Annotated in this window: 24 protein-coding genes and 1 tRNA gene; 16 read left to right on the top strand and 9 right to left on the bottom strand. The window is 67.3% G+C overall.

All coding sequences use genetic code 11. The features are described from left to right. The first annotated feature begins 57 nt into the window (after positions 1-57). From TL10_RS22085 to TL10_RS22120, 8 genes are all read left to right on the top strand, one after another. Positions 58-663 carry a TetR/AcrR family transcriptional regulator gene (locus TL10_RS22085; RefSeq protein WP_043390328.1) on the top strand — a complete coding sequence of 202 codons (606 nt, stop codon included), beginning with the start codon at positions 58-60 and terminating at the stop codon, positions 661-663. Continuing rightward, entirely contained in the window at positions 660-1,859 is a 1,200-nt protein-coding gene (locus TL10_RS22090) for a cytochrome P450 (RefSeq protein WP_043390326.1), read from the top strand. The genes TL10_RS22085 and TL10_RS22090 overlap by 4 nt, the downstream gene beginning before the upstream one ends. 28 nt (positions 1,860-1,887) lie before the next feature. Then, entirely contained in the window at positions 1,888-2,715 is an 828-nt protein-coding gene (locus tag TL10_RS22095) for an SDR family oxidoreductase (protein WP_043390324.1), read from the top strand. Continuing rightward, positions 2,712-4,064: a lanosterol 14-alpha demethylase gene (locus tag TL10_RS22100; RefSeq protein WP_043390322.1), complete on the top strand. Its 1,353-nt coding sequence runs from the start codon at positions 2,712-2,714 to the stop codon at positions 4,062-4,064. Before TL10_RS22095 ends, TL10_RS22100 begins: the two co-directional genes overlap by 4 nt. 1 nt (position 4,065) lies before the next feature. Next, positions 4,066-4,272 (top strand): ferredoxin Fdx, encoded by a 207-nt coding sequence (locus TL10_RS22105; RefSeq protein WP_043390320.1) that lies wholly within the window; start codon positions 4,066-4,068, stop codon positions 4,270-4,272. Between the two features lie 17 nt (positions 4,273-4,289). Then, complete coding sequence (locus TL10_RS22110; RefSeq protein WP_043390318.1) at positions 4,290-4,853, top strand: nuclear transport factor 2 family protein; 564 nt, start codon at positions 4,290-4,292, stop codon at positions 4,851-4,853. A 92-nt stretch (positions 4,854-4,945) separates the two neighbouring features. Further along, positions 4,946-6,076, top strand: coding sequence for an NDMA-dependent alcohol dehydrogenase (locus TL10_RS22115; RefSeq protein ID WP_043390316.1), 1,131 nt, complete (start codon positions 4,946-4,948; stop codon positions 6,074-6,076). A gap of 85 nt (positions 6,077-6,161) precedes the next feature. Next, a complete protein-coding gene (locus tag TL10_RS22120) occupies positions 6,162-6,578 on the top strand; it encodes a nuclear transport factor 2 family protein (protein WP_043390313.1) in 417 nt (138 codons plus the stop codon). Here the strand turns inward: TL10_RS22120 and TL10_RS22125 are convergent. From TL10_RS22125 to TL10_RS22140, 4 genes are read right to left on the bottom strand one after another with little or no spacing between them, the layout of a single operon-like run. After that, complete coding sequence (locus TL10_RS22125) at positions 6,566-7,564, bottom strand: NAD-dependent epimerase/dehydratase family protein (protein WP_043390310.1); 999 nt, start codon at positions 7,562-7,564, stop codon at positions 6,566-6,568. The two genes, TL10_RS22120 and TL10_RS22125, sit on opposite strands and share 13 nt — an antisense overlap. After that, positions 7,564-8,529: an SDR family NAD(P)-dependent oxidoreductase gene (locus TL10_RS22130; protein ID WP_231575460.1), complete on the bottom strand. Its 966-nt coding sequence runs from the start codon at positions 8,527-8,529 to the stop codon at positions 7,564-7,566. Before TL10_RS22130 ends, TL10_RS22125 begins: the two co-directional genes overlap by 1 nt. Positions 8,530-8,537: 8 nt before the next feature. Then, positions 8,538-10,754: an MMPL family transporter gene (locus tag TL10_RS22135; protein WP_043390884.1), complete on the bottom strand. Its 2,217-nt coding sequence runs from the start codon at positions 10,752-10,754 to the stop codon at positions 8,538-8,540. 7 nt (positions 10,755-10,761) lie between these two features. Continuing rightward, a complete protein-coding gene (locus TL10_RS22140) occupies positions 10,762-11,928 on the bottom strand; it encodes a thiolase family protein (protein WP_043390304.1) in 1,167 nt (388 codons plus the stop codon). A 461-nt stretch (positions 11,929-12,389) separates the two neighbouring features. Here TL10_RS22140 and TL10_RS22145 point away from each other — a divergent pair, with 461 nt between their 5' ends. From TL10_RS22145 to TL10_RS22165, 5 genes are read left to right on the top strand one after another with little or no spacing between them, the layout of a single operon-like run. Continuing rightward, positions 12,390-13,013, top strand: a complete 624-nt coding sequence (locus tag TL10_RS22145; RefSeq protein WP_043390302.1) for a PaaI family thioesterase — start codon at positions 12,390-12,392, stop codon at positions 13,011-13,013. Further along, positions 13,014-13,937, top strand: a complete 924-nt coding sequence (locus TL10_RS22150) for an SDR family NAD(P)-dependent oxidoreductase (RefSeq protein WP_043987356.1) — start codon at positions 13,014-13,016, stop codon at positions 13,935-13,937. Between the two features lie 15 nt (positions 13,938-13,952). After that, a complete protein-coding gene (locus tag TL10_RS22155; RefSeq protein WP_043987357.1) occupies positions 13,953-15,314 on the top strand; it encodes a cytochrome P450 in 1,362 nt (453 codons plus the stop codon). Positions 15,315-15,324: 10 nt separating this feature from the next. Then, positions 15,325-16,302, top strand: coding sequence for an enoyl-CoA hydratase/isomerase family protein (locus tag TL10_RS22160; protein ID WP_043987359.1), 978 nt, complete (start codon positions 15,325-15,327; stop codon positions 16,300-16,302). Positions 16,303-16,311: 9 nt separating this feature from the next. Then, on the top strand, positions 16,312-16,707 hold the full coding sequence (locus tag TL10_RS22165) for an HIT family protein (RefSeq protein ID WP_043390295.1): 396 nt from the start codon (positions 16,312-16,314) through the stop codon (positions 16,705-16,707). Here the strand turns inward: TL10_RS22165 and TL10_RS22170 are convergent. Further along, a complete protein-coding gene (locus tag TL10_RS22170; RefSeq protein ID WP_043390879.1) occupies positions 16,663-18,129 on the bottom strand; it encodes a sensor histidine kinase in 1,467 nt (488 codons plus the stop codon). The genes TL10_RS22165 and TL10_RS22170 overlap by 45 nt on opposite strands. 67 nt (positions 18,130-18,196) lie before the next feature. Beyond that, positions 18,197-18,916 carry a response regulator transcription factor gene (locus TL10_RS22175; protein ID WP_043390293.1) on the bottom strand — a complete coding sequence of 240 codons (720 nt, stop codon included), beginning with the start codon at positions 18,914-18,916 and terminating at the stop codon, positions 18,197-18,199. 133 nt (positions 18,917-19,049) lie between these two features. On the opposite strand from TL10_RS22175, the gene TL10_RS22180 reads away from it, so the two are divergent. The 3 genes from TL10_RS22180 to TL10_RS22190 all read left to right on the top strand — a co-directional run bounded on the left by TL10_RS22180 (position 19,050) and on the right by TL10_RS22190 (position 20,929). Next, entirely contained in the window at positions 19,050-20,363 is a 1,314-nt protein-coding gene (locus TL10_RS22180; protein ID WP_043390291.1) for a hypothetical protein, read from the top strand. A gap of 42 nt (positions 20,364-20,405) precedes the next feature. After that, a tRNA-Thr gene (locus TL10_RS22185) sits at positions 20,406-20,480 on the top strand. A gap of 44 nt (positions 20,481-20,524) precedes the next feature. Beyond that, positions 20,525-20,929 (top strand): HNH endonuclease, encoded by a 405-nt coding sequence (locus tag TL10_RS22190; RefSeq protein WP_043390289.1) that lies wholly within the window; start codon positions 20,525-20,527, stop codon positions 20,927-20,929. Here the strand turns inward: TL10_RS22190 and TL10_RS22195 are convergent. From TL10_RS22195 to TL10_RS22205, 3 genes are read right to left on the bottom strand one after another with little or no spacing between them, the layout of a single operon-like run. Further along, a complete protein-coding gene (locus TL10_RS22195) occupies positions 20,926-21,948 on the bottom strand; it encodes a tetratricopeptide repeat protein (protein WP_052506503.1) in 1,023 nt (340 codons plus the stop codon). The genes TL10_RS22190 and TL10_RS22195 overlap by 4 nt on opposite strands. Further along, complete coding sequence (locus TL10_RS22200; protein ID WP_043987360.1) at positions 21,945-23,171, bottom strand: ATP-binding protein; 1,227 nt, start codon at positions 23,169-23,171, stop codon at positions 21,945-21,947. The genes TL10_RS22195 and TL10_RS22200 overlap by 4 nt, the downstream gene beginning before the upstream one ends. Next, complete coding sequence (locus TL10_RS22205) at positions 23,168-24,334, bottom strand: hypothetical protein (RefSeq protein WP_052506504.1); 1,167 nt, start codon at positions 24,332-24,334, stop codon at positions 23,168-23,170. The genes TL10_RS22200 and TL10_RS22205 overlap by 4 nt, the downstream gene beginning before the upstream one ends. Positions 24,335-24,433: the final 99 nt, after the last annotated feature.

Here is a 24,433-nt window from a genome sequence, read left to right on the forward strand (position 1 = left end):
CTGGTTCTTTTCGCCACCGTCTTGCTTCTGCGACGCGTCATCGGCTAACTTGGACATGTGTCCAGCGATGCAGTGGCCGCAGTCACAAGTACCGGCCAAGAAGCGGACGATCAGCCGCGCAACCGCCGCCAGGAGGAAACCTTCCAGAAGGTTCTGGCCGCCGGTCGCGAGATGCTGCGCGAATCGTCCTACGCCGACCTGACGGTGCGGGCGGTGGCGGCGCGAGCCAAGGTCGCGCCGGCAACCGCCTACACCTACTTCTCGTCCAAGAACCACCTCATCGCCGAGGTTTACCTGGACATGGTTCGGCAGGTGCCCTACTTCACCGATGTGAACCAGTCGATGGCCAGCCGCGTCGAGCAGGCGCTGCGCAGCCTGGCCCTGGTGGTCGCCGACGAACCCGGGGTGGCGGCCGCCTGCACGACGGCCCTGCTGTCCGGCGACGACGACACGGTCCGCAAGGTGCGCGACCGCATCGGTGGCGAAATCCACCGCCGGATCCGTTCGGCCGTCGGGCCCGACGCCGATCCGCGCCTGCTGTCGGCGCTGGAGATGACGTACTTCGGGGCACTCGTCAACGCCGGCAGCGGCGTCTACACCTATCACCAAATCGCAGACCGGCTGTCCTATGTCGTCGGACTTATCGTGGGAGACAACGCATGACAGCCAATGTCGAGCTACTCATCGACCCGTACAGCTACGACTTCCACGAGGACCCGTATCCGTATTACCGGCGGCTGCGGGACGAGGCGCCGATCTACCGGAACGACAAGCTCAACTTCTGGGCCCTGTCGCGGCACGAGGATGTGCTGCGCGGCTTCCGGAACAGCACCGCCCTGTCCAACAAGCACGGCGTCTCGCTGGACCCGATCTCCCGCAACGACGAAGCGCACCGCGTGATGTCCTTTCTGGCCCTCGATGATCCGGCGCACCTGCGGCTGCGCACCCTGGTCTCCAAGGGCTTCACGCCGCGGCGCATCCGCGAGCTCGAAGGGCGCGTCACCGAGATCGCCGTCCAGCACCTCGATGAGGCGTTGCAGAGCAACACCTTTGACTACGTCGACGATTTCGCGGGCAAGCTGCCCATGGACGTCATCAGCGAGCTGATGGGCGTCCCCGACGAAGACCGCGTGCGCATCCGCGCACTCGCCGACGGCGTGATGCACCGCGAGGACGGAGCACCCGACGTCCCGGCCTCCGCCATCGCCGCCTCGGGCGAGCTGTTGATGTACTACGCCGCCATGGTCAAGCAGCGCCGCAAGAGCCTGAGCGACGACCTCACCTCGGCACTGGTCGAGGCCGAGATCGACGGCGACAAACTCACCGACGACGAGATCATGGCGTTCCTGTTCCTGATGGTGATCGCCGGCAACGAGACCACCACGAAACTGCTTGCCAATGCGGCCTATTGGGGACACAAGAACCCCGGCCAGCTGGCTCCGGTCTTCGACGACCACGAGCTGATCTCGCCGTGGATCGAGGAGACGCTGCGCTACGACACGTCCAGCCAGCTGCTGGCCCGGGCCGTCGTCGAGGACCTCGAGTTTCACGGCACCACCGTCCCGGCGGGCGAGGTGCTGGTGCTCCTCGCCGGTTCCGCCAACCGCGACGAGCGGGTGTTCGAGGCGCCCGACGAGTACCGCATCGGCCGCGAGATCGGCTCGAAGCTGGTGAGTTTCGGCAGCGGTGCCCACTTCTGCCTGGGCGCCCACCTGGCCCGGATGGAAGCCCGGGTCGCCCTGACCGAATTGTTCAAACGTATCCGCGGCTACGAGGTGGACGAGGACAACTGTGTCCGCGTGCACTCCAGCAGCGTCCGCGGATTTGCCCACCTGCCCGTCACCGTCCAGACCCGCTGAACCGCCAGATTCTGAGAGGCATTGCTACATGGCCCGTTTCGAACCACACCCCACCCGCAGGCCCGCCATCGTGGCCGGCGCCTCGTCGGGCATCGGCGCCGCGACGGCGACGGCACTCGCCGCCCGTGGCTTCCCGGTCGCCCTCGGCGCCCGCCGGGTGGAGAAGTGTCAGGAACTCGTCGACCAGATCAAAGCCGAAGGCGGAGAAGCGATCGCGCTGCCGCTGGACGTCACCGATACCGCGTCGGTCGAGAACTTCGTCGCCAAGGCGACAGCCGCTCTCGGCGACATCGAAGTCCTGGTCACCGGCGCCGGTGACACCAACTTCGGCCGGCTGCACGAGATGAGCACCGACGATTTCGCGGCACAGTTGCAGATTCACCTGGTCGGCGCCAACCGGATGGCCCGTGCCGTCCTCGACGGCATGGTCGAGCGCCGGCGCGGCGACCTGATCTTCGTCGGATCCGACGTGGCGCTGCGGCAGCGCCCGCACATGGGCGCCTACGGCGCCGCGAAAGCCGGCCTGGTCGCGATGGTCACCAACTTCCAGATGGAGCTGGAAGGCACCGGCGTGCGCGCCTCGGTCGTGCACCCCGGCCCGACCATGACGTCGATGGGCTGGAGCCTGCCGGCCGAGAAGATCGGTCCGGCCCTCGAGGATTGGGCCAAATGGGGCCAGGCCCGCCACAGCTACTTCCTGCGCGCCGCCGACCTGGCCCGCGCCATCACGTTCGTCGCCGAGACCCCGCGCGGCGGGTACATCGCCAACATGGAACTGCAGCCCGAAGCGCCACTGACGGAGATCAAGGACCGTCAGTCGCTGGCCCTGGGCGAAGAAGGGATGCCTGGACAATGACCATCACCAAAGAGGTACAACGGGTTTCGGGCGGTGCCGAGGAACACGGCCACCTGGAAGAGTTCCGCACCGACCCGATCGGCCTGATGCAGCGCATCCGCGACGAATGCGGCGACGTCGGCTGGTTCCAGCTCGCGGACAAGCAGGTGGTGCTGCTGACGGGCTCTGAGGCCAACGAGTTCTTCTTCCGCTCGAGCGACAGTGAACTCAACCAGGCCGAGGCCTATCCGTTCATGACGCCGATCTTCGGCGAGGGCGTGGTGTTCGACGCCGACCCCGAACGTCGGGCCGAGATGCTGCACAACACCGCGCTGCGCGGCGAGCAGATGAAGGGCCACGCCGCGACCATCGAGCGCGAGGTCCGGCGGATGACCGAAAACTGGGGCGACTCAGGGGAAATCGATCTGCTGGAGTTCTTCTCCGAACTGACCATCTACACCTCGACGGCCTGCCTGATCGGCTCCAAGTTCCGCAACCAGCTCGATTCGCGGTTCGCGAACTACTACCACCTGCTCGAGCGCGGCACCGATCCGCTCTGCTACGTCGACCCCTATCTGCCCATCGAGAGTTTCCGCATCCGCGACGAGGCCCGGGCCAACTTGGTGGAGTTGGTGCAGGAGGTCATGGACGGCCGAATTGCCAACCCGCCCACCGACAAGAGCGATCGTGACCTGCTCGACGTCCTGGTATCCATCAAGGACGAAGAGGGCAACCTGCGCTTCAGCGCCAACGAGGTCACCGGCATGTTCATCTCGCTGATGTTCGCCGGACACCACACCAGCTCGGGTACGTCGTCGTGGACGCTGATCGAGCTGCTGCGCCACCCCGACTTCTACGCCAAGGTCCAGCAGGAGCTCGACGACCTCTACTCGGACGGCCAGGAGGTGAGTTTCCATGCGCTGCGCCAGATTCCGAATCTCGACAACGCGCTCAAGGAGACCCTGCGCCTGCACCCGCCGCTGATCATCCTGATGCGCGTCGCGCAGGACGAGTTCGAGGTCGCCGAGCACCCGATCCACAAGGGCCAGATGGTGGCCGCCTCGCCGGCGATCTCCAATCGGATTCCCGAGGACTTCCCGGACCCTGACGCGTTCAACCCAGACCGTTACGAGAAGCCGCGGCAGGAAGATCTGCTGAACCGGTGGACCTGGATCCCGTTCGGTGCCGGCAAGCACCGCTGCGTGGGTGCGGCGTTCGCGCAGATGCAGATCAAGGCGATCTTCTCGGTTTTGTTGCGCGAGTATGAGTTCGAGATGGCCCAGCCCCCGGAGAGCTACCAGAACGACCACTCGAAGATGGTCGTCCAGCTGGCCCGGCCCGCGACGGTCCGGTACCGGAAGCGCTCCTGAAATGGGTGGCTACCGCGTTGAAGTCGACCGCGACCTGTGCCAGGGCCACGCCATGTGCGCCCTGGAGGCGCCCGACTACTTCAACGTTCCCAAGCGCGGCACCGTCGAGATCCTCGACGAGACCCCGCCCGACGAAGCGCGCGGCGAGATCGAGCGCGCCGTGGCCGAATGCCCGACCCAAGCCCTGTTCATTCGCGAAACCAGCTGAAAACAAAGGACAAGACAATGACGTCATTCCCCCGCGAACAACTCGAAGAGTGGGTGCAGCGGTGGCTGCAGGTCAACCGGGACGCCGAGGCGGCCGGTGACTGGAAGCCCATGGCCGACTTCTACACCGACGACGCCACCTACGGCTGGAACATCGGGCCCAAAGAGGACGTGATGTGCCTCGGCAAGGCCGAAATCCGGGACATCGCTCTGGGTTTGGAGATGGAGGGCCTCGAAGGCTGGAAGTACCCGTATCAACGGGTGGTGATCGACGACAAGCAGGGCGAGGTTGTCGGTTTCTGGAAGCAGGTGGTCACCGATCCCGACGACCCGTCGGCCGAGGGGCGGGAGATCTACGGCATCGGCGGCAGTTGGTTCCGGCTGGAGAACGTGGACGGGGAGCCGAAGATCGCCTGGCAGCGCGACTTCTTCGATTTCGGCCACGTGCAGAAGCTCTATATGGACCTGATGACCGCGGGCAAACTGTCCAAGGGCATGCAGCAGCGCATCCAGCGCAGCCTGGCCGGCGAGCAACTGCCCGGCTACTACCCGCTGGGCGAGGCTCCCGTCCCGATCTGGTGAAACCGGCCAAGTAGTTGATTGGGGGTGGGTGTGACGTATCTAACTTTTGCCTCTAGTCTAAGTGAAACACGTTCTAGTGGAAGGCACATGCGGTGAAGACAAAAGGTGCTCTCATCTGGGAGTTCAACAAGCCGTGGACGATCGAGGAAATCGAAATCGGCGACCCCGTCAAAGACGAGGTCAAGATCCAGATGGAAGCCTCGGGCATGTGCCATTCGGACCACCACCTGGTGACCGGCGACATCCCGATGGCCGGTTTCCCGGTGCTCGGCGGCCATGAGGGCGCGGGCATCGTCGTCGAGGTCGGCCCCGGTGTCGACCACATCGCCGTCGGTGACCACGTCGTGCTGTCGTTCATCCCATCGTGTGGTGAGTGTCCGTCGTGTCAGGCCGGCATGCGCAACCTGTGCGACCTGGGCATGTACCTGCTGACCGGCACTGCCGTCTCCGACGGCACCCACCGCGTGCACGCCGCCGACGGCACGCCGGTCCTCCCGATGACGCTGCTGGGCACCTTCAGCCCCTACATGGTGGTCCACAAGAGCTCGGTCGTGAAGATCGACCCGACCATCCCGTTCGAGGTCGCCTGCCTTGTGGGCTGCGGTGTCACCACGGGCTACGGCTCCGCGGTGCGCAGCGGCGACGTCCGCCCCGGAGACGACGTCTGCATCGTCGGCGTCGGCGGTGTCGGTACAGGAGCGCTGCAGGGTGCCCTGAACGCCGGTGCCCGCAATGTCTTCGTCGTGGATCCTGTTGAGTTCAAACGGGACAACGCCCTGAAGTTCGGCGCCACGCACGCCTACCCGGACATCTTCAGCGCCATGGCCGGCGTCGCGGAGGTCACCGAAGGCCGCATGGCCAGCAAGACCATCGTCACCGTCGGTGAACTGCACGGTGAGGACATCGACAACTACCTCAACATCACCAGCAAGGGCGGCACGTGCGTCGTGACCGCGGTCGCGAACATGGCCAGCCTGGACGTGAAGCTGAACCTGTCGATGCTGACGCTGATGCAGAAGCGCCTGCAGGGCACCATCTTCGGTGGCGGCAACCCGCACCATGACATCCCGTCGCTGCTGGCCATGTACAAGGCCGGCCGCCTGAACCTCGACGACATGGTCACCCGGCAGTACAAGCTGGAGCAGATCAACGAGGGCTACCAGGACATGCTGGAGGGCCGCAACATCCGCGGCGTCATCCGATACACCGACGCCGACCGCTGAGCGAGACAGCCCAGGCCGAAACGGCATTCCAGCAGCGAAAGTTACCGCCTGCCGGAATGCCGTTTCGCCATGAACAAGGAGAAGCATGAATCCCGTTGTCACCGCGTCGCAGTCGTCGTGGCGTTGCGTCCAGAGCCACGACCGGGAGGGCTGGCTGGCCCTGATGGCCGACGACATCGTCGTCGAAGACCCGATCGGCGAGTCCGTCACCAACCCCGACGGCACCGGCGTGAAGGGCAAGGAGGCGCTGGCAGCCTTCTACGACACCAACATCGGGCCCAACCAGTTGACGATCACCTGCGAGGAGACGTTCCCGTCCAGCTCGCCCAACGAGATCGCCTACATCCTGGTGCTGCGCACCGAATTCCCGAACGGTTTCGTCGCGACCGTCCGCGGCCCCTTCACGTACAAGGTCAACGCCGAGGGGCTCATCACCAACCTGCGCGGCTACTGGAACCTCGAAGCCATGAAGTTCGAGCAGCCGGCGGATCAGAGCAACTGATTGTCTGCGTAGAACCGGGCCGCACGGCGGATGGCATTCACCGTCGGCTCCGGTTCCCAGCCCAACTCCCGCCGGGCCTTGCTGTTGTCCGCCGGTGACGTCAGGTGCAGCAGCCGCGTGATGGTGAGCAGCGGCGGCACCTTGCCCGGGCGCACCGCGCGTAGCGGCAGCGAGGCGTAGGACCCCGCGTACATCGCGGCCTTGGAGACACCGAATCGTGGTGGCCGAACACCGGTTTCGTCGGCTGCCGTCTCCAGGATGGTGCGCAGCGGCAGGTAACTCTCCGAGACGATGTAGCGCTCCCCGACACGGCCGCGCTCGGCCGCCAGGAGCAGTGCCCGCGCCGCGTCCTCGATGCCGACCACTTCCGCGGCCGCATGGGCGGCGTAGAACCGCATCTTGCCGGCCGCGGTGCGCGCCACGATCTCACCGTGCGGCGTCGGCTGCCAATCCCGCGGGCCATAGGTGTTCGACACACACATCGCGACGGCGGGCAATCCCCGTTCGGCGACCGCATCCAGCACGAGTTGTTCTGCGGCGCGCCGTGATCGGACGTAGTCGCCGCCCTTGTCCGCCCAGTTGAACGGGGTGTCCTCGGTGACCGCACTGCCGTCCGTGCTGACGGCGATGGTGCAGATGGTGCTGACGAACACGAACTTGTCGAGCTCGGCGTCCACCGCGATGTCCAGCACCTGGCGCAGGCCATCGACATTGGTCCGGAACAACGGCGCCGGGTCGGGCAGCATGGCCCGGGCGTCGACGACGCAGTAGAAGACGACGTCCCGGTCGGCCATCGCGGCCCGCACGGCGTCATCGTCGAAAATGTCTCCGTAGCAACGCTCGACGTCGAGGTCGTCGATGCCGCGGGTCGAGCTACTCTCCCGCAGCAGCACCCGCACGTCGTCGCCGCGTTCGACGAGCTGACGCGTCACGTGGGAACCGAGGAAGCCACTGGCTCCCATGACCAGTGACCTGCGCGGCGCCATCAGGCCCGCGGCCCGACCGCCTGGCCGAGCAGGCGGTCGGGTTGCGACCACCACGGCGCGGCGTCGGACTCCCCGATTCCGGTGATGTCGTTCGCTTCCACGAAGTACTCGTGTACCCGCGCCGGGTCGACGGCCGGTGCGCGCTTGCCCCACTTGACCGAGAGGAATCCGCTGTCCCCCATCGACTTCTGGTGCAGCACATAGGGTGACATCGACCGCGCGCCGCGGCCGACGGTGACCCCGCCGAATGTCCAGGCGATGTACGGCAGCACCCGGCGCCAGTAGACCTGGCTGAACTGGCCACGTTCGCGCAGGATGTTCGTCCCCGGCATCACGCCCGGATCGAAATACGCCGCGGACATGCCCTCGGGCACCAGTCCGCCGGCCGCGCGGGACAGGTAGAACAAGCCGAGTTTGGTGCGCGCGTACGCCTGGACCCCGTCATCGCTGGGCAGGCACTGCTCGGCGAGCGGCTGCCACTGGGCGGTCTTGACCCGAGCCAGCCGCTGGAACAGGGTCTGGCGGATGGTCGGCGACCCGACGATCATGACGCGCGCATCAGCGGCCAGCTGGGGACTGATCCGCGCCAGCAGCGCGTGCGGGGCCAAAAGGTTGGTGGCGACGGTCAATTCGATGCCGTCGGGACCGAGCTCGTGCGCATCGTTGCGCAGCACGGCGGCATTGAGCACGACGGTGCGCAGTGGCGGGATGACGCCGTCCGCCACCAGGCGGACGATCTCGGCGGCGGCGGTGCGCACGCTCTCCTGGCTGCCCTGATCGCACACCACGATGTGGGTGGTGCCGGCCGCGGCGCGGTCACCGAGCGCCGCCTTCAGTTCTTCGCCCCGCTTGGCATTGCGGACCGGCAGCACCGCGTGCCAACCGGGCTGTCCCACCACGCGTTTCGCCAGCCCGAGCCCCAGCCCGGAGGTGGCACCGGTCAACAGCAGACTTCGTGTCGCCATCTGATTCATTACCCGACTTCCGCTGGAGCTGACGAATTCTTCGCTGACGCACCCTCATTCAGACCGATGCGGGCATGCAGCCGGGCCAGCGGCGCCGGCGCCCACCAGTTCGCCTTGCCCAGCAGCACCATGACGGCCGGCAGTAGCACGGTCCGGATCACGATGGCGTCCACCAGGATCGCGACCGCCAGCCCGAACCCGAAGATGCGCAGGAACGACACCTGCGAGGCGACGAGCCCGGCGAACGTGATGGCCATGACGAGCGCCGCGGCGGTGACGATCCGGCCGGTGCCGGCCAGACCAAGGGCCACCGATTCGCGGCCGGCCGCATCGGATCGGTCTGAGGCAAGCCAGAATTCGCGAATCCGGGCGATGATGAACACCTCGTAGTCCATCGACAGGCCGAACGCGACGCAGAACATCAGCACCGGCATGGTCGACACCAAAGTGCCCACCACCGTGGTGCCGAGGCCACCGAGATGACCCTCCTGGAAGATCCACACCAGCGCACCGAACGTCGCCGTAAGCGACAAAGCGTTGAGCACCAGCGCTTTCAGCGGGATGATCACGCTGCCGCTCAGCAGGAACAGCAGGACGAACATCACCACCGCTATCAGCCCCAGCATGGTCGGCACCCGGGTGGCGATGGCCTCGACGCCGTCGCGGTTGGACTGCGCGGCACCGGTGAACAACGGCGTCATCCCGGCCGGCGGCGGCACCGCGTGCAGCCGGTCCAGCGCTTCGTCGGACGCCGCGCTGAACGGCAGCGTCGTGGTGGTCACCGTCAGGAAACTGGCGTCGGTGCCGGTACCGGCCTCGTGACCGGCGGGACCGATCGCGCGTCCGCCCGCGTAGGTGGCACCCGGCCCGGCCGCGGCCACCACGGTCCGCACCTTGGACAGCTCCGCGGCGTAGGCGTCGATGGCGGCGTTGTCGCGGGTTCCGTTGCCGTGCAACAGGACGATGTGCACCGGCAACCCGGCGTCCTGCGTGAAGTCACTGCGCATGTGGTCACCGACCTGACGCGCCGATGACGTGGTCGGCAAGATGCGGTCATCGGGGAAGCCGAACTTGATGTTGAGGAACGGCAACCCGACGATGACGAGCGGAATCAGGGTGACGGCGGCGGCGATCCTGGGACGACGCATCACCGCGTGCGTCCAGGTGTACCAACGTGATTCGGTCAGCGGACCACGCTGACCCGGCTTGCCGATCCGCTTACCGGTGACCCGGATGGCGGCCGGCGTGATGACCAGCGCGGCGAGCGCGGCCATGGCCACCACCGACACCGCGCCGTAGGCGAACGACCGCAGGAAGTACATCGGGAAGACCGCCATGGTCGCCAGGCACAGCGCGACCGTGGCCGCCGAGAAGACGACAGTGCGGCCGGCGGTGCGCATGGTGCGCCGCAGTGCCTCGTCGGGATGGGAGCCGTCGCCGATCTCCTCGCGGTACCGGCTCACCAGCAGCAGTGAGTAGTCGATGGCCAGGGCCAACCCCAACGCCACCGCGAGGTTGAGTGCGAATATCGAGACGTCGACGAATTCGGCCAGCACCCGAAGGATGGCAACCGAACCCGAGATCGCGAAGGCCCCGACCGCCAGCGGCACCAGGGCCGCGACCACGCCGCCGAACACCCACACCAGGACCAGGAATGTCAGCGGCAGCACGATGGCCTCGCTGACGGTCAGATCGTGCCGGCTCTGCTCGTTGACCGCGGAGTACACAGCGCCGGGACCGCCCGCCGAGATGGTGAGGCCCGGATCCCGCCCGCCGACATAGCGTTCCACCAACGCGGTGGACGACGCGATGCCGGTGGTCTCGTTGCCGTCCATGAAGGCGATGACCAGGGCCGAACGCCCGTCCTTGCTCACCAGGCCGGCTGCGACCGGATCAGGAGCTTCGAACGGTGAGAGCACCCGCGCGACGTGCTCGGTGCCGCGCAACTCGGTGACCAGCCGGTCCACCTGGGCCCGCACCGGCGCCGAGGTCACCGATTGCTTGGCCTGCACCAGCAGATTGAGGTTGACGAAGCCGCGATGGAACTCTTCGGTGAGCACCTTGTTGGCGCGGTTGGACTGGGCGTCGGGGTCGGTGAAGCCGCCGGCGCCGAGCATGTCGGCGACGGGCGCGGACAGGACCCCGAACAGCGACATCAGGATGACGGTGGCCAGGAGAATCCGTTTGGGCGCGGCGATGACCACGCGCGAGATCAGATCGAGCATCGTCGCGTCACGCCGCCGGCGGGAAGACGTTGAGCACGACGGCGGCACCCAGGCCGCCCGCGCTGACGATCGCACCGGCGCCGATACCGCCGCCGCGGCGCTGCAGTTCATTGATCAAGGTGCCGGCCACGCGGGTACCGGAGGCACCGTAGGGGTGGCCGAGCGCCAGGCCGCCGCCGTGCACGTTGAGCCGGTCGCGTCCGATGTGCAGCGAGCGTTCGTAGGCGATGCCGATCGAGGCGTAGGAGTCGTGGACGTCGTACAGGTCGACGGACGCGGTGCTGATGCCGGCGCCGTCGAGGGCGCGCCGGGTGGCGGTGATCGCGGCCTCGGTGGCGCGCTCGGGCTCCGAGCCGACGACCGACCAGCCGACGATCTCCGCTAGCGGGGTCAGGCCCTGTGCCGCGGCGAAGTCGGGGTCGCAGATCATCACGGCGGCGGCACCGTCGGTGAGGCCCGTCTGGTTGCCCGGCGTCACCGTGCAGTCCTCACCGAGGAACGACGTCAGCGCGGACAGGTTCGTCATGTTGAAGTCGCGGCACGGCAGTTCGTCATCGAAAACTGCTGTGCCGTCCACAGTTACGGCGACCTTCTCGACATCGAGCACGCCCGCGTCGATGGCGTCCGAGGCCAGGGTGTGCGCCCGGGCCGACCACTCGTCGACCTCTTCGCGGGTCAGGCCGAACATCCGCGCGGTGCCCTCACCGAGGGTGCGGGCCAGGTCGAGCGCCGGCATCTCGCCGATGCCGGGATGCATCGGGGCGATCTTGGTGTCGGTGATGCCGGTGGCCGCGAACTGCGGACCCGCCAAGGGTGACGCCGACGGCGTGTTCAGGCCGCCGGCGATGACGCACTTGCCCATGCCCGCCCTGATGGTCGCCACCGCCTGGTGCATCGCCATCATTCCCGAGGCGCACCAACCGCCGACCGCGACGGCCGGGGTGTCCAGCGGCAGCCCCATCTCCAGGGCCGAGTAGCGGGCGATGCAGCCGCCGCCCTGCAGCACCTCACCCATCACGATGTTGTCGATCCACTGCGGGTCGACGCCGGCGCGGTCGATCACCTCACGGATCACCGTGCTCGCGAGGTCGAACTCAGAAACGTTGGCCAGTCCACCTACCAGCGAACGCGTGAACGGTGTTCGCGCATACGCAACGACTACTGGATTGGTCAAGATTCTTGTCCTCCTCGGCAACGTCATCCACGAGCGGCACCACGCAATCCGCGGACTGCTCAGAACTGTCGTGTGCGCGTGGACATAACGGCATGGCTGTTCTTCGCCGTACTGATCTCAGCAACTAACGGCAATAGTTTGTAACACGCAATCCCAGTGCAGTCCATATTGCTTTGGCGTAAATATCCACGTCGGAGGCGTTAATTTCCAATTTAGCGAACTAGTTAGAACCTGTTTCAATAGTTGCTCAACGCAAGAATCGATGTAACCCCCGTCACAGCGGGAACCACGTTGCCGCACAACCGATAACAGTGTTCCAAAGGACACCGATCAATACTGTGAATCAGCTTGCGGGCCGCGCGCCCACTGCCGCGACGCCCGCCGCCGTGGCAAACCCTCGACCACCATCGCAGCAAACTTTGGGCTCGACAGCATCCGGTAGAACATGTTCTAGTAGCGACATGCTCGACTTCAGTACCGACACCCTCAGCCCCGAGGAAGCCGAACGCCTCCGTTCCGTATTCGAGCCGCTGACCCAATCGGTCCGGGAACTGATGGACGCGACGGTCCGCAGCGACGCCGACGCCGACAGCATCACGGCCGCGAAAGCCGAAATCGAATCGGCCACCGCGCGTTTGCGCTCCAAGCAGCTGGAGAAGACCTGGGGCCTGCGCTTCACCACCGAAGGTGAGTGGCTGCCGTGGGCCAATGCCGTTGTGGGGCTGCGTAACCCGGTCGCACCGCCGCTGACCGTCGTCCTCGAAGCAAAGGACTACGTCTGGTCCGAGTTCTCCCTCGGCGCCGCCTACGAGGGCCCGCCCAACCACGCGCACGGCGGCGTCTGCGCCATGATTCTCGACCATGTGCTGGGCGAAGTGTCGTCGAACGACGGCACGACCCGGTTCACCGGCACCATCAACGTGAAGTACGTGCGCCCCACCCCGCTGGGCAAGCTGCGAGCCGAAGCACGCATCGTGCGCACCGAGGGCTTCAAGGCCTACGGCGTCGCCCACATCGCCGACGACCAGGGCGTCACCATCGAAGCCGAGGGCATCTTCATCCAGCCCAAGTGGGCCCGCGGCTAGATGGCGCGCTCGATCGGCGCCAAAGCCGCCAAAGACTGGCTCGGCGCGCACATTCCTGACCAGACCGGCCGGACGGTCCTGATCACCGGTGCCAACGGTGGCCTCGGCTCCGCCACCGCGCGGCACCTGGCGAGTGCGGGAGCTCGGGTCGTCCTGGCGTGCCGCCGCCCTGAGCAAGCCGAGGCGTTGGCCGCCGAAATCGGCCCTGCCGCACAGACTCTGAATCTCGACCTGGCCAACCTGGACTCTGTGAAGTCCGCGGCGGCTGCCTGCGGCCCCGTCGACACCGTCATCGCGCTGGCCGGAGTGTGCCACGTGCCCTACGGACTGACCGCCGATGGTTTCGAATTGCACACCGGCATCAACCATCTCGGACATTTCGCGCTGGTCGGCCAGCTGCTGGACCGCATCACCGACCGGGTCGTGGTGGTCACCAGCCGGGCCCACGAGTTCGTCGGCCGACCGGGCTTCGGCAAGCTCGCGCCCGCCGATCCCGGGTGGCGCACCCGCAGGTACTCCGCGTTCGACGGCTACTGCCAGGCCAAGCTCGCCAACTTGTTGTTCGCGGGTGAACTGCAGCGCCGTCTCATCGCTGCCGGGAGCACGGTGAAATCGCTATCCGCACAACCTGGTTGGGCCGATACCGACGCGGGCATGCACTCCGGCCGCAAGTGGGGCGACGTCTCGTGGCGTGCCTCGTGCCGGGCCATCGGTCAGCCGGCGGACGTCGCGGCCCTGTCGATCACCTACGCCGCCGCTGCGGATGACGTCGTCGCCGGCGGCTACTACGGGCCCGACCGGTTCTTCGGGATGCGCGGCCTCCCGGCGCCGGCGAAGGCCGGCCGCGCCGCCACCGACCAGGCCCTGATGACCGCGAATTGGGTTGCCGCCGAACACCACACCGTTGTTCGGTACGGCATCTGACGACAGGAGCCGACAGTGTCAACCGATGCAAAGGATGTCGGCCGGCTGCCGCCGGCCCCCGACGTACCCTTGAGCCTGCGGGAGCGCATCGCCGCGATCCAGGTGGCGCACAGTGGATGTGAGACCTTCCGCGACGCGGGCGGTCCGGTCACCACCGTGCGGATCGCCCCGAAGTGGATGATGCCGCCGATCGTCGCCGTGACCTCTCCGCAGGGCGCTCGCGACGTCCTGACCGCCACGTACCCGGCCGTCGACCGCGACTTCCCGTTCATGACCGAGCAGCAGAAGCTCAACGGCGGATCGCTGCTGAATTTCAGCCACCGGGAATGGGTCGGGCGGCGGCGCATGCTGCAACCGGTGTTCACCACCGCGCGCATCGCCGAACTCAACGGGCAGATGTACGACATCGCCGCCGACGCCGCGACCTCGTGGCGCGACGGGTCCGAGATCGACCTCGACCAGGAGAGTCGGCGGATCACCATGCGGGTGCTCGGCCGCACCATCATGGGATTCGAACCGGGTTCCTACACAGACGAATTGGTTGATCCACTACGCCGGATCAGCAAGTACATCGCCGACCGGGGCCGCGCACCGGTAAAGGTGCCGAGCTGGGTGCCGACCAGGGAACGCCGCTTCGCCGTCAGATTCAACAAGGTGGCGCACGACCTCGCCGCGCAGATCCTGCAGGACTGCCGCACCGATCCGGAGCTGAGTGCGCCCCTGGTCCGCGCGATGATGGAGGCCCGGGATCCGGAGACGTCAGAACCGTTGACGGACGAAGAGATCTGCCACGAGCTCGTCATCTTCCTGGCCTCCGGGCTGGAGACCACCGCGACGACGCTCGCCTTCGCACTCTGGTCGCTGGGCCGTCATCCCGACATCTATGACCGCGTCGCGGCCGAGGTGTCAGCGGTCGACGAGGCGGCACTGCGGACCAATCCGCGCAGCCAGCTGCCCTACACCGTGAGCGTCATCCAGGAGGCCCTGCGTCTCGGCGGCCCGACGCCCGGTGTGATGCGGATTGCCCGGCAGGACATGGCAGTCGACGGCTTCCGCGTCGAGGCGGGCAGCATGCTGCTGGTCGGCGTGTACGCCATGCACCGCGACCCGGAATTATGGGACCGCCCACTGGAATTCGATCCCGACCGGTTCAGCGCGGGCCGCTCGCGGATGCAATGGCAGTTCCTGCCGTTCGGCGGCGGGCCGCGGTCGTGCATCGGCGAGTTCTTCGCCCTGACCGCGGCGACCCTGGAGCTGGCGTCGATCGTCCGGCACTGCCGGCTGACATCGCGCGAATCGACGTTCCCCATCACCGCGCCCCTCACCATCGTGCCGGACGGGCCCATCCCCGCCCTGGTCCAGACCGTGAACTCCTAGGAAGACCGCCGTGCCACGACGAGCCCCGGTACGTACCGCCGAGCTGGACCTGGAAACCCTGACGCTGCAGCAGGACGGCCGCGTCCTCACCGCGCGGTTCGACGACCCGCCGAACCAGTTCCTGTCGCTGCGGCTGGTCAAGGACATGGACCGGCTGACCCGCGCCGCGGATCGAGATCCCGAGGTCGGCGCGGTGATCCTGACCGGGACCGGCGACAAGTTCATCTCGCACTCCGAACCTGAACAGGTGCAACTGTTCTTCCAGCTGGCGACGCCGCCGCTGCCGTCGCGCGCCGTGGGCTGGTCCATCAAGCTCAACAACGCCGCCATGCGCGTCCCGGCCCTGCTCAAGGCCACCGAGACCCGCGGCGGCGACTGGGGCACCGGCATCGTCTACAGCGCCATCCTCAAGCGGACCATCACCCGGATGAACCGCTCGGGCGTGGTCTACCTCGCCGCCATCAACGGCACGACCCTCGGTGGCGGGTTCGAGCTCGCGCTGTTCTGCGACCTGCGGATCGCCGCCGACACCGACCAGGTCCGCATCGGCCTGATCGAGATTCTCGCCGGCCTGGTACCGGGAGGTGGTGGCAGCCAACGACTTCCGGCCATGCTCGGCATGTCCGCCGCACTGGAACACATGCTGGAAGGGCGACCGCTGACCGCGCGGGAAGCACTCGACGCCGGCGTCGTGCACCGACTCGCGCCCGCCGCGAGCCTCCTCGACGACGTCCACGCCACCGCGCAGCGGCTGTCCCGGCGCTCCCCCTACGCCATCGCGGCCGTCAAGCGCGCCGTCTACTTCGGCGGCAACAAATCGCTGTCCCGCGCCCTCGACTTCGAGCTCGCGGGATTCATCGGGACCGGCCGGAATCCGCGAAAACACTTGACGGCGGACGCTTTTCAGCAGGACTACGAGAGCATCGGCGACAGCCCCTTCGCCACGCACATCGATCCCTGGCTGTCCGGCACCCGCGTCGAGCAATAGGCTGGGCCCATGCCGACCGTCTTCAGCATGATCATCAACCGCGACCTGCCGGGCCGATTCGTCTACGAGGACGACGACGTCGTCGCGTTCCTCACCATCGAGCCCATGACGCAGGGCCACACGCTCGTCGTGCCCCGGGCCGAGGTGGACAACTGGCAGGAACTGGATCCTGAGCTGTTCAACAAGGTCATGGCGGTGTCGCAGAAGATCGGCCGCGCGGTGTGCACGGCGTTCGACGCGCCCCGCGCCGGTGTGATCATCGCCGGGCTCGAGGTGCCGCACCTGCACGTGCACGTCTTCCCGGCCCGCAACCTGTCCGACTTCGGGTTCGCGGGCGTCGACCGGAACCCGTCGCCGGAATCACTCGACGAGGCTCAGGCCAAGATCATCGCTGCCCTCGGCTGAGCCGGCGGCGCCACCGACCCGCGGCAGCCGCACCGTGAATCGGCAGCCGTGGCCCGGCGCCGTGGTCACAGTGACGACGCCGCCGTGCGCCCGCACCAGCGAGTCGACGATCGACAGCCCGAGGCCCGTGCCGCCGCTGGTCCGGGTGCGCGACGAGTCCGTGCGGTAGAAGCGCTCGAAGATCCGGTGGGCGTCCTCGGCCGTCAGGCCAGGGCCCTGGTCGCACACCTCGAGTACCGCGTCACCGTCGACCGTGCCGACCCGCACGGTGATGCCACCGGACTCCGGGGTGTGCTGTACCGCGTTCATCACCAGGTTGCCCAGCACCTGGCGCAACCGGGCTTCGTCGCCCAGGACTTCCGGGGTACCCGGCCCGTCCAGCAGTTCCAGCGACACCGTCCGCAGCGGTGCGATCGACCGGGCGTCGTGCACCGCGTCGGTGGCCAGGATCAACAGGTCGACGGGGCGCTGCTCCAGCGGCCGCTGTTGGTCCAGCCGCGCCAGCAGCAGCAGATCCTCGACCAGCAGACCCATGCGGCGGGCTTCGCTCTCGATCCGGCTCATCAGCATCTCGACGTCACTGGCAGCGCCCTGCCGGTACAGCTCGGCGAAGCCGCGAATCGTGGTCAGCGGCGTCCGCAGCTCGTGGCTGGCATCGGTGATGAAGCGCCGCATCCGCTCCTCGGAGGTACGCGCCGTCTCTGCCGACTGCTCCGATGAGGCCACCGCGCCCTGAATCTGCGCGAGCATTCCGTTGAGCGCCAACGACAATCGGCCGACTTCCGTCCGCGAGTCCCGTGCCGGCACACGACGGTCGAGCTGCCCGGCGGCGATGTCGGCGGCCGTCCGCTCCACCTCGACGAGGGGCCGCAGGCTGCGGTGCACCGCGACGTACCCGGCGACGCCCAGGATCAGCAGCACGGCGGCGCCGATGCCGACCTGCGACCAGGCCAGCGCCCGCACCGTCGACGTCACGTCGGACAGGTCGATCGCGACCGTCGTCAATTCGCCGGCCGGGCCGCGCACCGTCATGGCCCGCCATTTGACATCCGAATGATGGATCGAGCCGACCGTCGTCGGCACCGGGCCGACGTCATTGCTGTCCGGCAGGGCCGGCTGCGCATCGTTGTCGTTGACGGCGATCCACACCCGGCCGTCGGGATCGATGCCGCGCACGTAGAAGTTCGACGGCGGCCGTGCCGGGTTCGGGCCCTCGATCGGAGTGGCGGGCATCCGCCGCGGCTCCTGTGCCCAGCTACGGGAGGCGTCGAGCAGGGTTTCGTCGACGCGGTTGACCAGGCTGTGCTGCATGATCGACGTGACGGCGATGCCGGAGGCCAGCAGACCGCAGGCCGCCAGCAGGACGGTCGCGGCAACCAGCCCCAGCCGCAGCGGAATGCCGCGTGAACGCAGGCGTGTCATCACTCCATTGTTGGCGATGTCCGCCCAAAAATGCCTCAGCGCGGTTTGTTCTTCGCGCGAGCGCTCATCACCGCGGCTCGCGCAGGACGTAACCGACCCCGCGCAGGGTGTGCAGCAGGCGCTTCTCGCCGGTGTCGATCTTGCGGCGCAGGTACGACACGTAGGACTCGACGACGTTCACGTCACCGCCGAAGTCGTAACGCCACACGTGATCGAGGATCTTCGGCTTCGACAGGACGGTGCCCGCGTTGATGATGAAGTAGCGCAGCAGCGTGAACTCGGTGGGCGACAGCGAGACCGGTTCCCCGGCTTTCCACACCTCGTGGGTGTCTTCGTCGAGTTCGATGTCGGCGAACGTCAGCTTGGCGCTGCGCGGCTCTTCGACACCGCGGCCGGTGCGGCGCAGGATCACCCGCAGCCGCGCCACGACCTCTTCGAGGCTGAACGGCTTGGTGACGTAGTCGTCGCCGCCGAGCGTCAGACCGGCGACCTTGTCCTGCAGGCTGTCGCGGGCCGTGAGGAACAGCGCCGGCGCATCGATACCGTCGGCCCGCATCCGGCGCAGCACGCCGAACCCGTCCATGCCCGGCATCATCACGTCGAGGATGACCGCATCCGGCTTGACCTCGCGGGCCTTGTCCAGCGCGGCGGGGCCGTTGGAGGCGGAGTGCACCTCGAAGCCCTGGAACTTCAGGCTCACCGAAAGTAGCTCGACGATGTTGGTCTCGTCGTCGACTACCAGAATCCGTGCTTCGGGCGTCGCCTCGGGAAGTGCAGCCATGGCCATGCAGCCATGGTCCTCGCAGGCCTTAAATCCTCCCTGCCTGGTGACTGTGAAGATGCTGTGAGTCGCACAGGCATTTGCCAGACCTCTCGCACCTCGACCACATCGGATGTGACGGGCGCCATACACTTGGCCGATGGACCTGGGTAAAGCCCTGTCAGACCTGGCCTCGACGCCGCTCCGTATCGCCTCCGCCGGCCTCGAAATCGCCGGCGACACCGTCACCGCGGTGCAGCGGGGTTTGAACGGTGGCGGGCCGGCGATCGTCGCCCCGTCGATGAGCCGCATCTTCGGCTTCGACGACGCGCTCAGCCGGGCCGGTCGCCTCACCCGACTGATCGACGACGACGCCCCCCTCGGCCGGGCGCTGGCGCCGGGCGGCGTGCTCGATCGGTTGCTCCGCCCGGGCGGTCTGGTCGACCAGATCAGCCAGGACGGCGGCCTCCTCGACCGCCTCACCGCCGAGGGCGGCGCCGTGACACGGGCACTGGCACCAGGCGGCATCATCGACCAGCTCACCCTCGACGGTGGCTTGCTGGACCAATTGACCTCCGACGACGGCGCGTTGTCGCGAGTGCTCGCCCCGGGCGGCTTCGCCGAACAGGTACTCGCCCCCGACGGTGTCGTGGATCGGGTACTCAGCGAGGACGGCATCGCCGCCCGCCTGATCGCGAAGGACGGACCGGCCGACCGCTTCCTCGCCGACGACGGTGTGGTGGACCGGCTGCTGAGTACGGGCGGCATCGTCGACCGACTGCTCGAACCGGGCGGACCGGCCGACCGCGTCCTCGCCGACGGCGGCGTCGTCGACCGCGTGCTGTCCACCGACGGCATCCTCGACCGAGTGCTCGCCCCGGGTGGGGTGGCCGACCGTGGCCTCGCCGAAGGCGGCGTCGTGGACCAGGTGCTCGCTGACGGCGGCATTGTGGACCGGGTCCTGCGTCCGGAAGGCATCGCCGACCGGTTGATCGGCGAAGGTGGCATCGCCGACCGGCTGTTGGCCGACAACGGCGTGGTCGATCGGGTGCTGCGAGCGGACGGCATCGCCGACCGCCTGCTCGGCGACGGTGGATCGGTCGACAAGATGCTCGCCGACGGCGGCCTGGTGGACCGGCTGCTCAGCGAGGGCGGCATCGCCGAACGACTGCTCGACGAAGGCGGCGCCATCGACGTCCTCACCGCACCCGACGGCGCCCTGATGAAACTGAACGACGTCGTCGACAACCTCAACCAACTGGCGCCCGTGCTCGCTGGGCTCGCCCCGACCGTCGACAAGCTGTACGACGCGGTGCTCGTGCTCAATGACGCGGTGAATCCGCTGAGCAACATCGCCGGGCGGATTCCGGGGAGCCGTCAGCGCGGCAGGCGGGCAGCGGCTCGGGCCGCGGCCTCGCAGCGGGTCGTGGACGAGAACGGCCAGGACCAGCCGGGATCCACCCAGGCACCCTGACGGGTTAGGATTCTGGGCGGTTCGGGCATGCTCGGACCGCATGCCTCCTTAGCTCAGTGGTAGAGCGTTCGCCTTGTAAGCGGAATGTCATCGGTTCAATCCCGATAGGAGGCTCCATCACACCGTGTCTACTTGTCGGTGGCCCGTCGTAACGTCCGCTCATGAGGTCATGTCTCGCTTGCGGTAATCCGCTCTTGAAGCGCAGCCAGAAGGTCTACTGCAGTAACGCATGCCAGGCGTCGGCCCGCCGCGACGTGAAGACGAAACGGTGGCTTGTCACCGGAGAGGCGTCCCTCGGCACCTACCCGGATCACTATGTGCGGCAATACATCGGAGACGCTCAATCCGGCTGCTGCGCGATCTGCGGCGGAAACACAACCTGGCAAGACCTGCCGCTGGCGTTGGTACTGGATCACATCGACGGCGACCCGACGAACAACCGTCGGGAGAACCTACGGCTGATCTGTCCGAACTGTGACTCACAGCTGCCGACGTACAAGAGCCGCAACCGCGGCAACGGCCGTCACTTCCGTCGTGAGCGATACGCCAACGGGCAGTCGTACTAGTGCCGCGTGAAGCGGCTCACCCAGGCCAACACGATGCTGACGACGAACAGCATCGGAGCACCGACCTGCACCACCTCCAACTGTCGGGGGCTGACGGTCGTGAGAGCCCCCAGCACCACCGCGACAGAGACGATCAGCAGGCGTACCGCCACCAGTGGCCGGCTCTTCAGGACTGCCGCGAAGGTGCGGCGGCCGACGGTGGCCACCAGCTTTCCCAGCGCAGCGGCAAGACCCACGGTCACCACGGCGATCCCGACTCGCGGTCCCCAACCCAGCGTGTTGCCCGGAGCTGCCGTGACGAGCAGCAGCCACAGCAGGAACAGCACTCCGACGCTGCACCACCGCAGCCAGCGGGCCAGCGCGAGGGCGATGTTGCTGCGGGCCAGACCTCCGAGGGCAGGGTCGAGCGTGCCGGCACCGAGGAACCCCCGAAGCGCGCCCAACAGCCGTCCCCGGGTCATCCGGTTGACCGCCAGGTTGTGTGTCGCTATGGCGTGATCGGGTTGCAGCCGGAGCGCGGCAGTGTATTCGGCATCCGATTCGGCGGTTCGCGACAACTTCCGAAAGATGTTTCCCCGCAGGACAAACAGATCAGGATCCGAGGGCTCCAGGCGGATCGCTTCGGTGACCTCGGCCAGCGCGGCATTCAGCCAGCCTTCGTCCGACAGGATTTGGGCGTACACCAAGTGGGTTCGGTACTCGTTCGGGTTGCCGCAGACCGCTCGCCAGGCCATCCACTTCGCCTCCTGCAGCCGCCCTTGCCCACGAAGTGCCAACGCATACAAGCGAATTGCATGCTCATTGTCGGGGGCCAATTTCAGTGCCGCATAGAGGCGGCGCTCGGCACCGATGTGGTCGCCGAGCCCGACGGCGGCCTGGGCATCGAGGATGAGCAGCACCGGATCATCCGGCGCCATCGAGAGTGCACCGGCCAGCACCTCGCGGGCGCGCTGATGGTTGTCAACGTCGAGGTACAACCGCGCCTGCTGCAGCGCGGCATCGACACCGTCGGCTGTCACCGAATCTTGTTGCGACGCAAGTACTTCGCCAGGTCGTCGTAGGTACCGTCCCGATTGCCGAATTCGACGACGTTGCGGGCCGTATCGAACCACGGACCGGTCGACGGACGAACCTGACGCAGCGCCGCCTCCACATCGGACATCCGCACCGGCCGCACCTGACCGGTGTGCAGCGAGTCGGCCATCGCCAATTGCGTTGCGGTATCACAGACATGAGCCAGGTCCGCACCGGAGAAGCCGGCAGTACGGGCCGCCAGCGCGGACAGGTCGATTCCCTCGATCGGACGATCCTGCAGGTGCAGCCGCCCGATGCTGGCCCGGGCCGTGGTGTCAGGCAACCCGACGAAAACCATCCGGTCGAACCGTCCTGGTCGACGCAGGGCCGCATCGACATCCCATGGCGCGTTGGTGGCGCCCAGGATGTACACCCCGTCGTTGCTGGCCGAGGCCGAATCCAGTTCCTCCAGCAGAGTATTGACGATGGTCCGGATACCGGAGGTACCGCTCAACGCGGACCGGCGGTGGCCCAATGCGTCAACCTCGTCGAAAAACAGCACGCACGGCGCGTTACGGCGCGCGGTGTCGAAGACCGAGCGGATGCTGCGTTCGCTCTCACCGAACCAGCGGTGGAGCACGTCTGCGATGCCGACCTGATAGAAGTTCGCGCCCAGCTCGCCCGATACCGCCTTGGCGATGAACGACTTCCCACATCCGGGCGGCCCATAGAGCAGCAGACCGCCGCGAGCCGACATCTTGTAGGCCTTCATCAGCTCTGGGTTGCGAAGCGGTCCGAGCAGCGAGAGTTCGAGCTGTTTCTTGACGGCGTCCATGCCGCCGACGTCGGCGAGTCGCACCTCACTGCGGGTGACCGCCTCGAAGTCGTCCTCTCCCACCGCCTGCGCGGGTTCATCGACAAAAGCGGGCTTGACGATGTCGGATACCTGATCCTCGGCCGCCTCCCAGTCGAACGACGACTTCGGTTGCGGCACTTCGGGTTCAGGCGCCGGCGCCGGGGCGGCAAGGGCGGCGGTGCACTGCTGCAACAACTGTTGCGCCGTCGTGTCGGCCGGGTCCGCGGCCAGCACCGCGCCGCAGTGCGCCAATGCCTCGGCGTGCCGCCCCCGTTCGGCCAGAATGCCGGCGAGGTGCAGGCGCAGGGCCAGCGCATCCGGACTCTGCTCGACCGCCAGCACCAACTGTGCAATTACCGGATCATCGGTCACTTTCGTCCCCCTCGCCCCCACGCTGACCTCAATCCTAGGTCGGTTGACCCGACGGAGCCGACCGCGGCGATGTCCTTGTGCAGCTGTGCTGGGTTGGGGACGGCCTTGGCGGCGTCGATGACGTCGTCGGTCTGCGTAAGTACCTGTTTGGCGATGATGTCGGCGCCTTCTTCGGCGATCTTCTTGGCTGCCCCGCCAGGGGTGAGCATGGTGGCCGTGTTGGCGATCGTGGAAACGACCCCCAGAGTGTGGTTGTCCGGCATGGCTTCTGCGGCGAGCTGCCGCCCAGCGGCACCGACGTTGACCGCTGCCGCGGCAATCGCGGCGGCACCGGCCGGCCCACCCACACCGGTCACCGCGACTGCGGCCCCCGCGACGATGACCGCGGCACTGGACTCCGTGCCGGCGATCGAGTCGAACACCCCACCGACATGCAGCGGCGGATCCACGAAAACCGGCCAGGCCGTGTCGGAGCGCGGATCGATGACCTCGGAGAACTGGTAGAGCCCGGGCCTCAGCCTGCGGACCACGTACGACGACGGCACGAGTTGTGCTGCGGCGTCGCGGGTTTCGGCGGGAGCGAACATCCCGATGGTTTCCGCCGTCGCGGTGGCCCGGTTGATGGTCACAAATCCGTCGGCATGGGCCAGCATCACCGTGTCGGCGGGCGTGCGCACGAATGTGGTGACCATCCGCACCCCGGTCGGGCTGTTGACGCGAGCCACCGTGCGGGTCCCGGTGCCGGTGTTCTCGGCCACGAAATCAAACCCCGCGCCGTGATCGGGGTAGACCATCGATCCGCTGCTCGTGCGTCGGGCGGTATCCAGACCGTCGGGGAGGACCAGCTGGACCGGTCCGGCCGGCGTCACCGAGGTCAGGCCTGCCACCGGATCGACAGGTAGTCCCGCGGTCCGCTGGTCGGGCGTCACCGCTGGGTTGGCGACCGTGATCGTGGTCGATCCGCTGAATGCCGCCGTCGCCGCGTCGGCGATTCGCTGCGCCAACGACGCGGCAGACTCACCTACAGGTTTTGAGCGGCCCGAACTGGCAAACCAATGCTGCCCGCCGATCGCGAGCGCGATCGTGGCCGCCAACGCCACCAGCACCGGCCACCAGCGAGCAGCACGCCGCCACAGCCGGTCACCCGGCAGCGAATCACCCACGCCCAATTCCCCCTGTGCACAACAGAACCCCCGCCCATCCACGACGACGAGCCTGTCCAAGGTGTAGTCGGCGGACCGCCACACAACCGAACGCCGCCG

The sequence above is a fragment of the Mycolicibacterium llatzerense genome (assembly GCF_000878195.1).
Taxonomy (GTDB): Bacteria; Actinomycetota; Actinomycetes; order Mycobacteriales; family Mycobacteriaceae; genus Mycobacterium; species Mycobacterium llatzerense.

Bases quoted from the DNA above. Each gene is read 5' to 3' on its own strand.
- TL10_RS22170 (WP_043390879.1), bottom strand. From the start codon at position 18,129: ATGACACGCCTGCGTTCACGCGGCATTCCGCTGCGGCTGGGGCTGGTT.
- TL10_RS22175 (WP_043390293.1), bottom strand. From the start codon at position 18,916: ATGGCCATGGCTGCACTTCCCGAGGCGACGCCCGAAGCACGGATTCTG.
- TL10_RS22105 (WP_043390320.1), top strand. From the start codon at position 4,066: ATGGGTGGCTACCGCGTTGAAGTCGACCGCGACCTGTGCCAGGGCCAC.
- TL10_RS22095 (WP_043390324.1), top strand. From the start codon at position 1,888: ATGGCCCGTTTCGAACCACACCCCACCCGCAGGCCCGCCATCGTGGCC.
- TL10_RS22120 (WP_043390313.1), top strand. From the start codon at position 6,162: ATGAATCCCGTTGTCACCGCGTCGCAGTCGTCGTGGCGTTGCGTCCAG.
- TL10_RS22090 (WP_043390326.1), top strand. From the start codon at position 660: ATGACAGCCAATGTCGAGCTACTCATCGACCCGTACAGCTACGACTTC.
- TL10_RS22100 (WP_043390322.1), top strand. From the start codon at position 2,712: ATGACCATCACCAAAGAGGTACAACGGGTTTCGGGCGGTGCCGAGGAA.
- TL10_RS22190 (WP_043390289.1), top strand. From the start codon at position 20,525: ATGAGGTCATGTCTCGCTTGCGGTAATCCGCTCTTGAAGCGCAGCCAG.
- TL10_RS22180 (WP_043390291.1), top strand. From the start codon at position 19,050: ATGGACCTGGGTAAAGCCCTGTCAGACCTGGCCTCGACGCCGCTCCGT.
- TL10_RS22135 (WP_043390884.1), bottom strand. From the start codon at position 10,754: ATGCTCGATCTGATCTCGCGCGTGGTCATCGCCGCGCCCAAACGGATT.
- TL10_RS22130 (WP_231575460.1), bottom strand. From the start codon at position 8,529: ATGGCGACACGAAGTCTGCTGTTGACCGGTGCCACCTCCGGGCTGGGG.
- TL10_RS22125 (WP_043390310.1), bottom strand. From the start codon at position 7,564: ATGGCGCCGCGCAGGTCACTGGTCATGGGAGCCAGTGGCTTCCTCGGT.
- TL10_RS22110 (WP_043390318.1), top strand. From the start codon at position 4,290: ATGACGTCATTCCCCCGCGAACAACTCGAAGAGTGGGTGCAGCGGTGG.
- TL10_RS22165 (WP_043390295.1), top strand. From the start codon at position 16,312: ATGCCGACCGTCTTCAGCATGATCATCAACCGCGACCTGCCGGGCCGA.
- TL10_RS22145 (WP_043390302.1), top strand. From the start codon at position 12,390: ATGCTCGACTTCAGTACCGACACCCTCAGCCCCGAGGAAGCCGAACGC.
- TL10_RS22150 (WP_043987356.1), top strand. From the start codon at position 13,014: ATGGCGCGCTCGATCGGCGCCAAAGCCGCCAAAGACTGGCTCGGCGCG.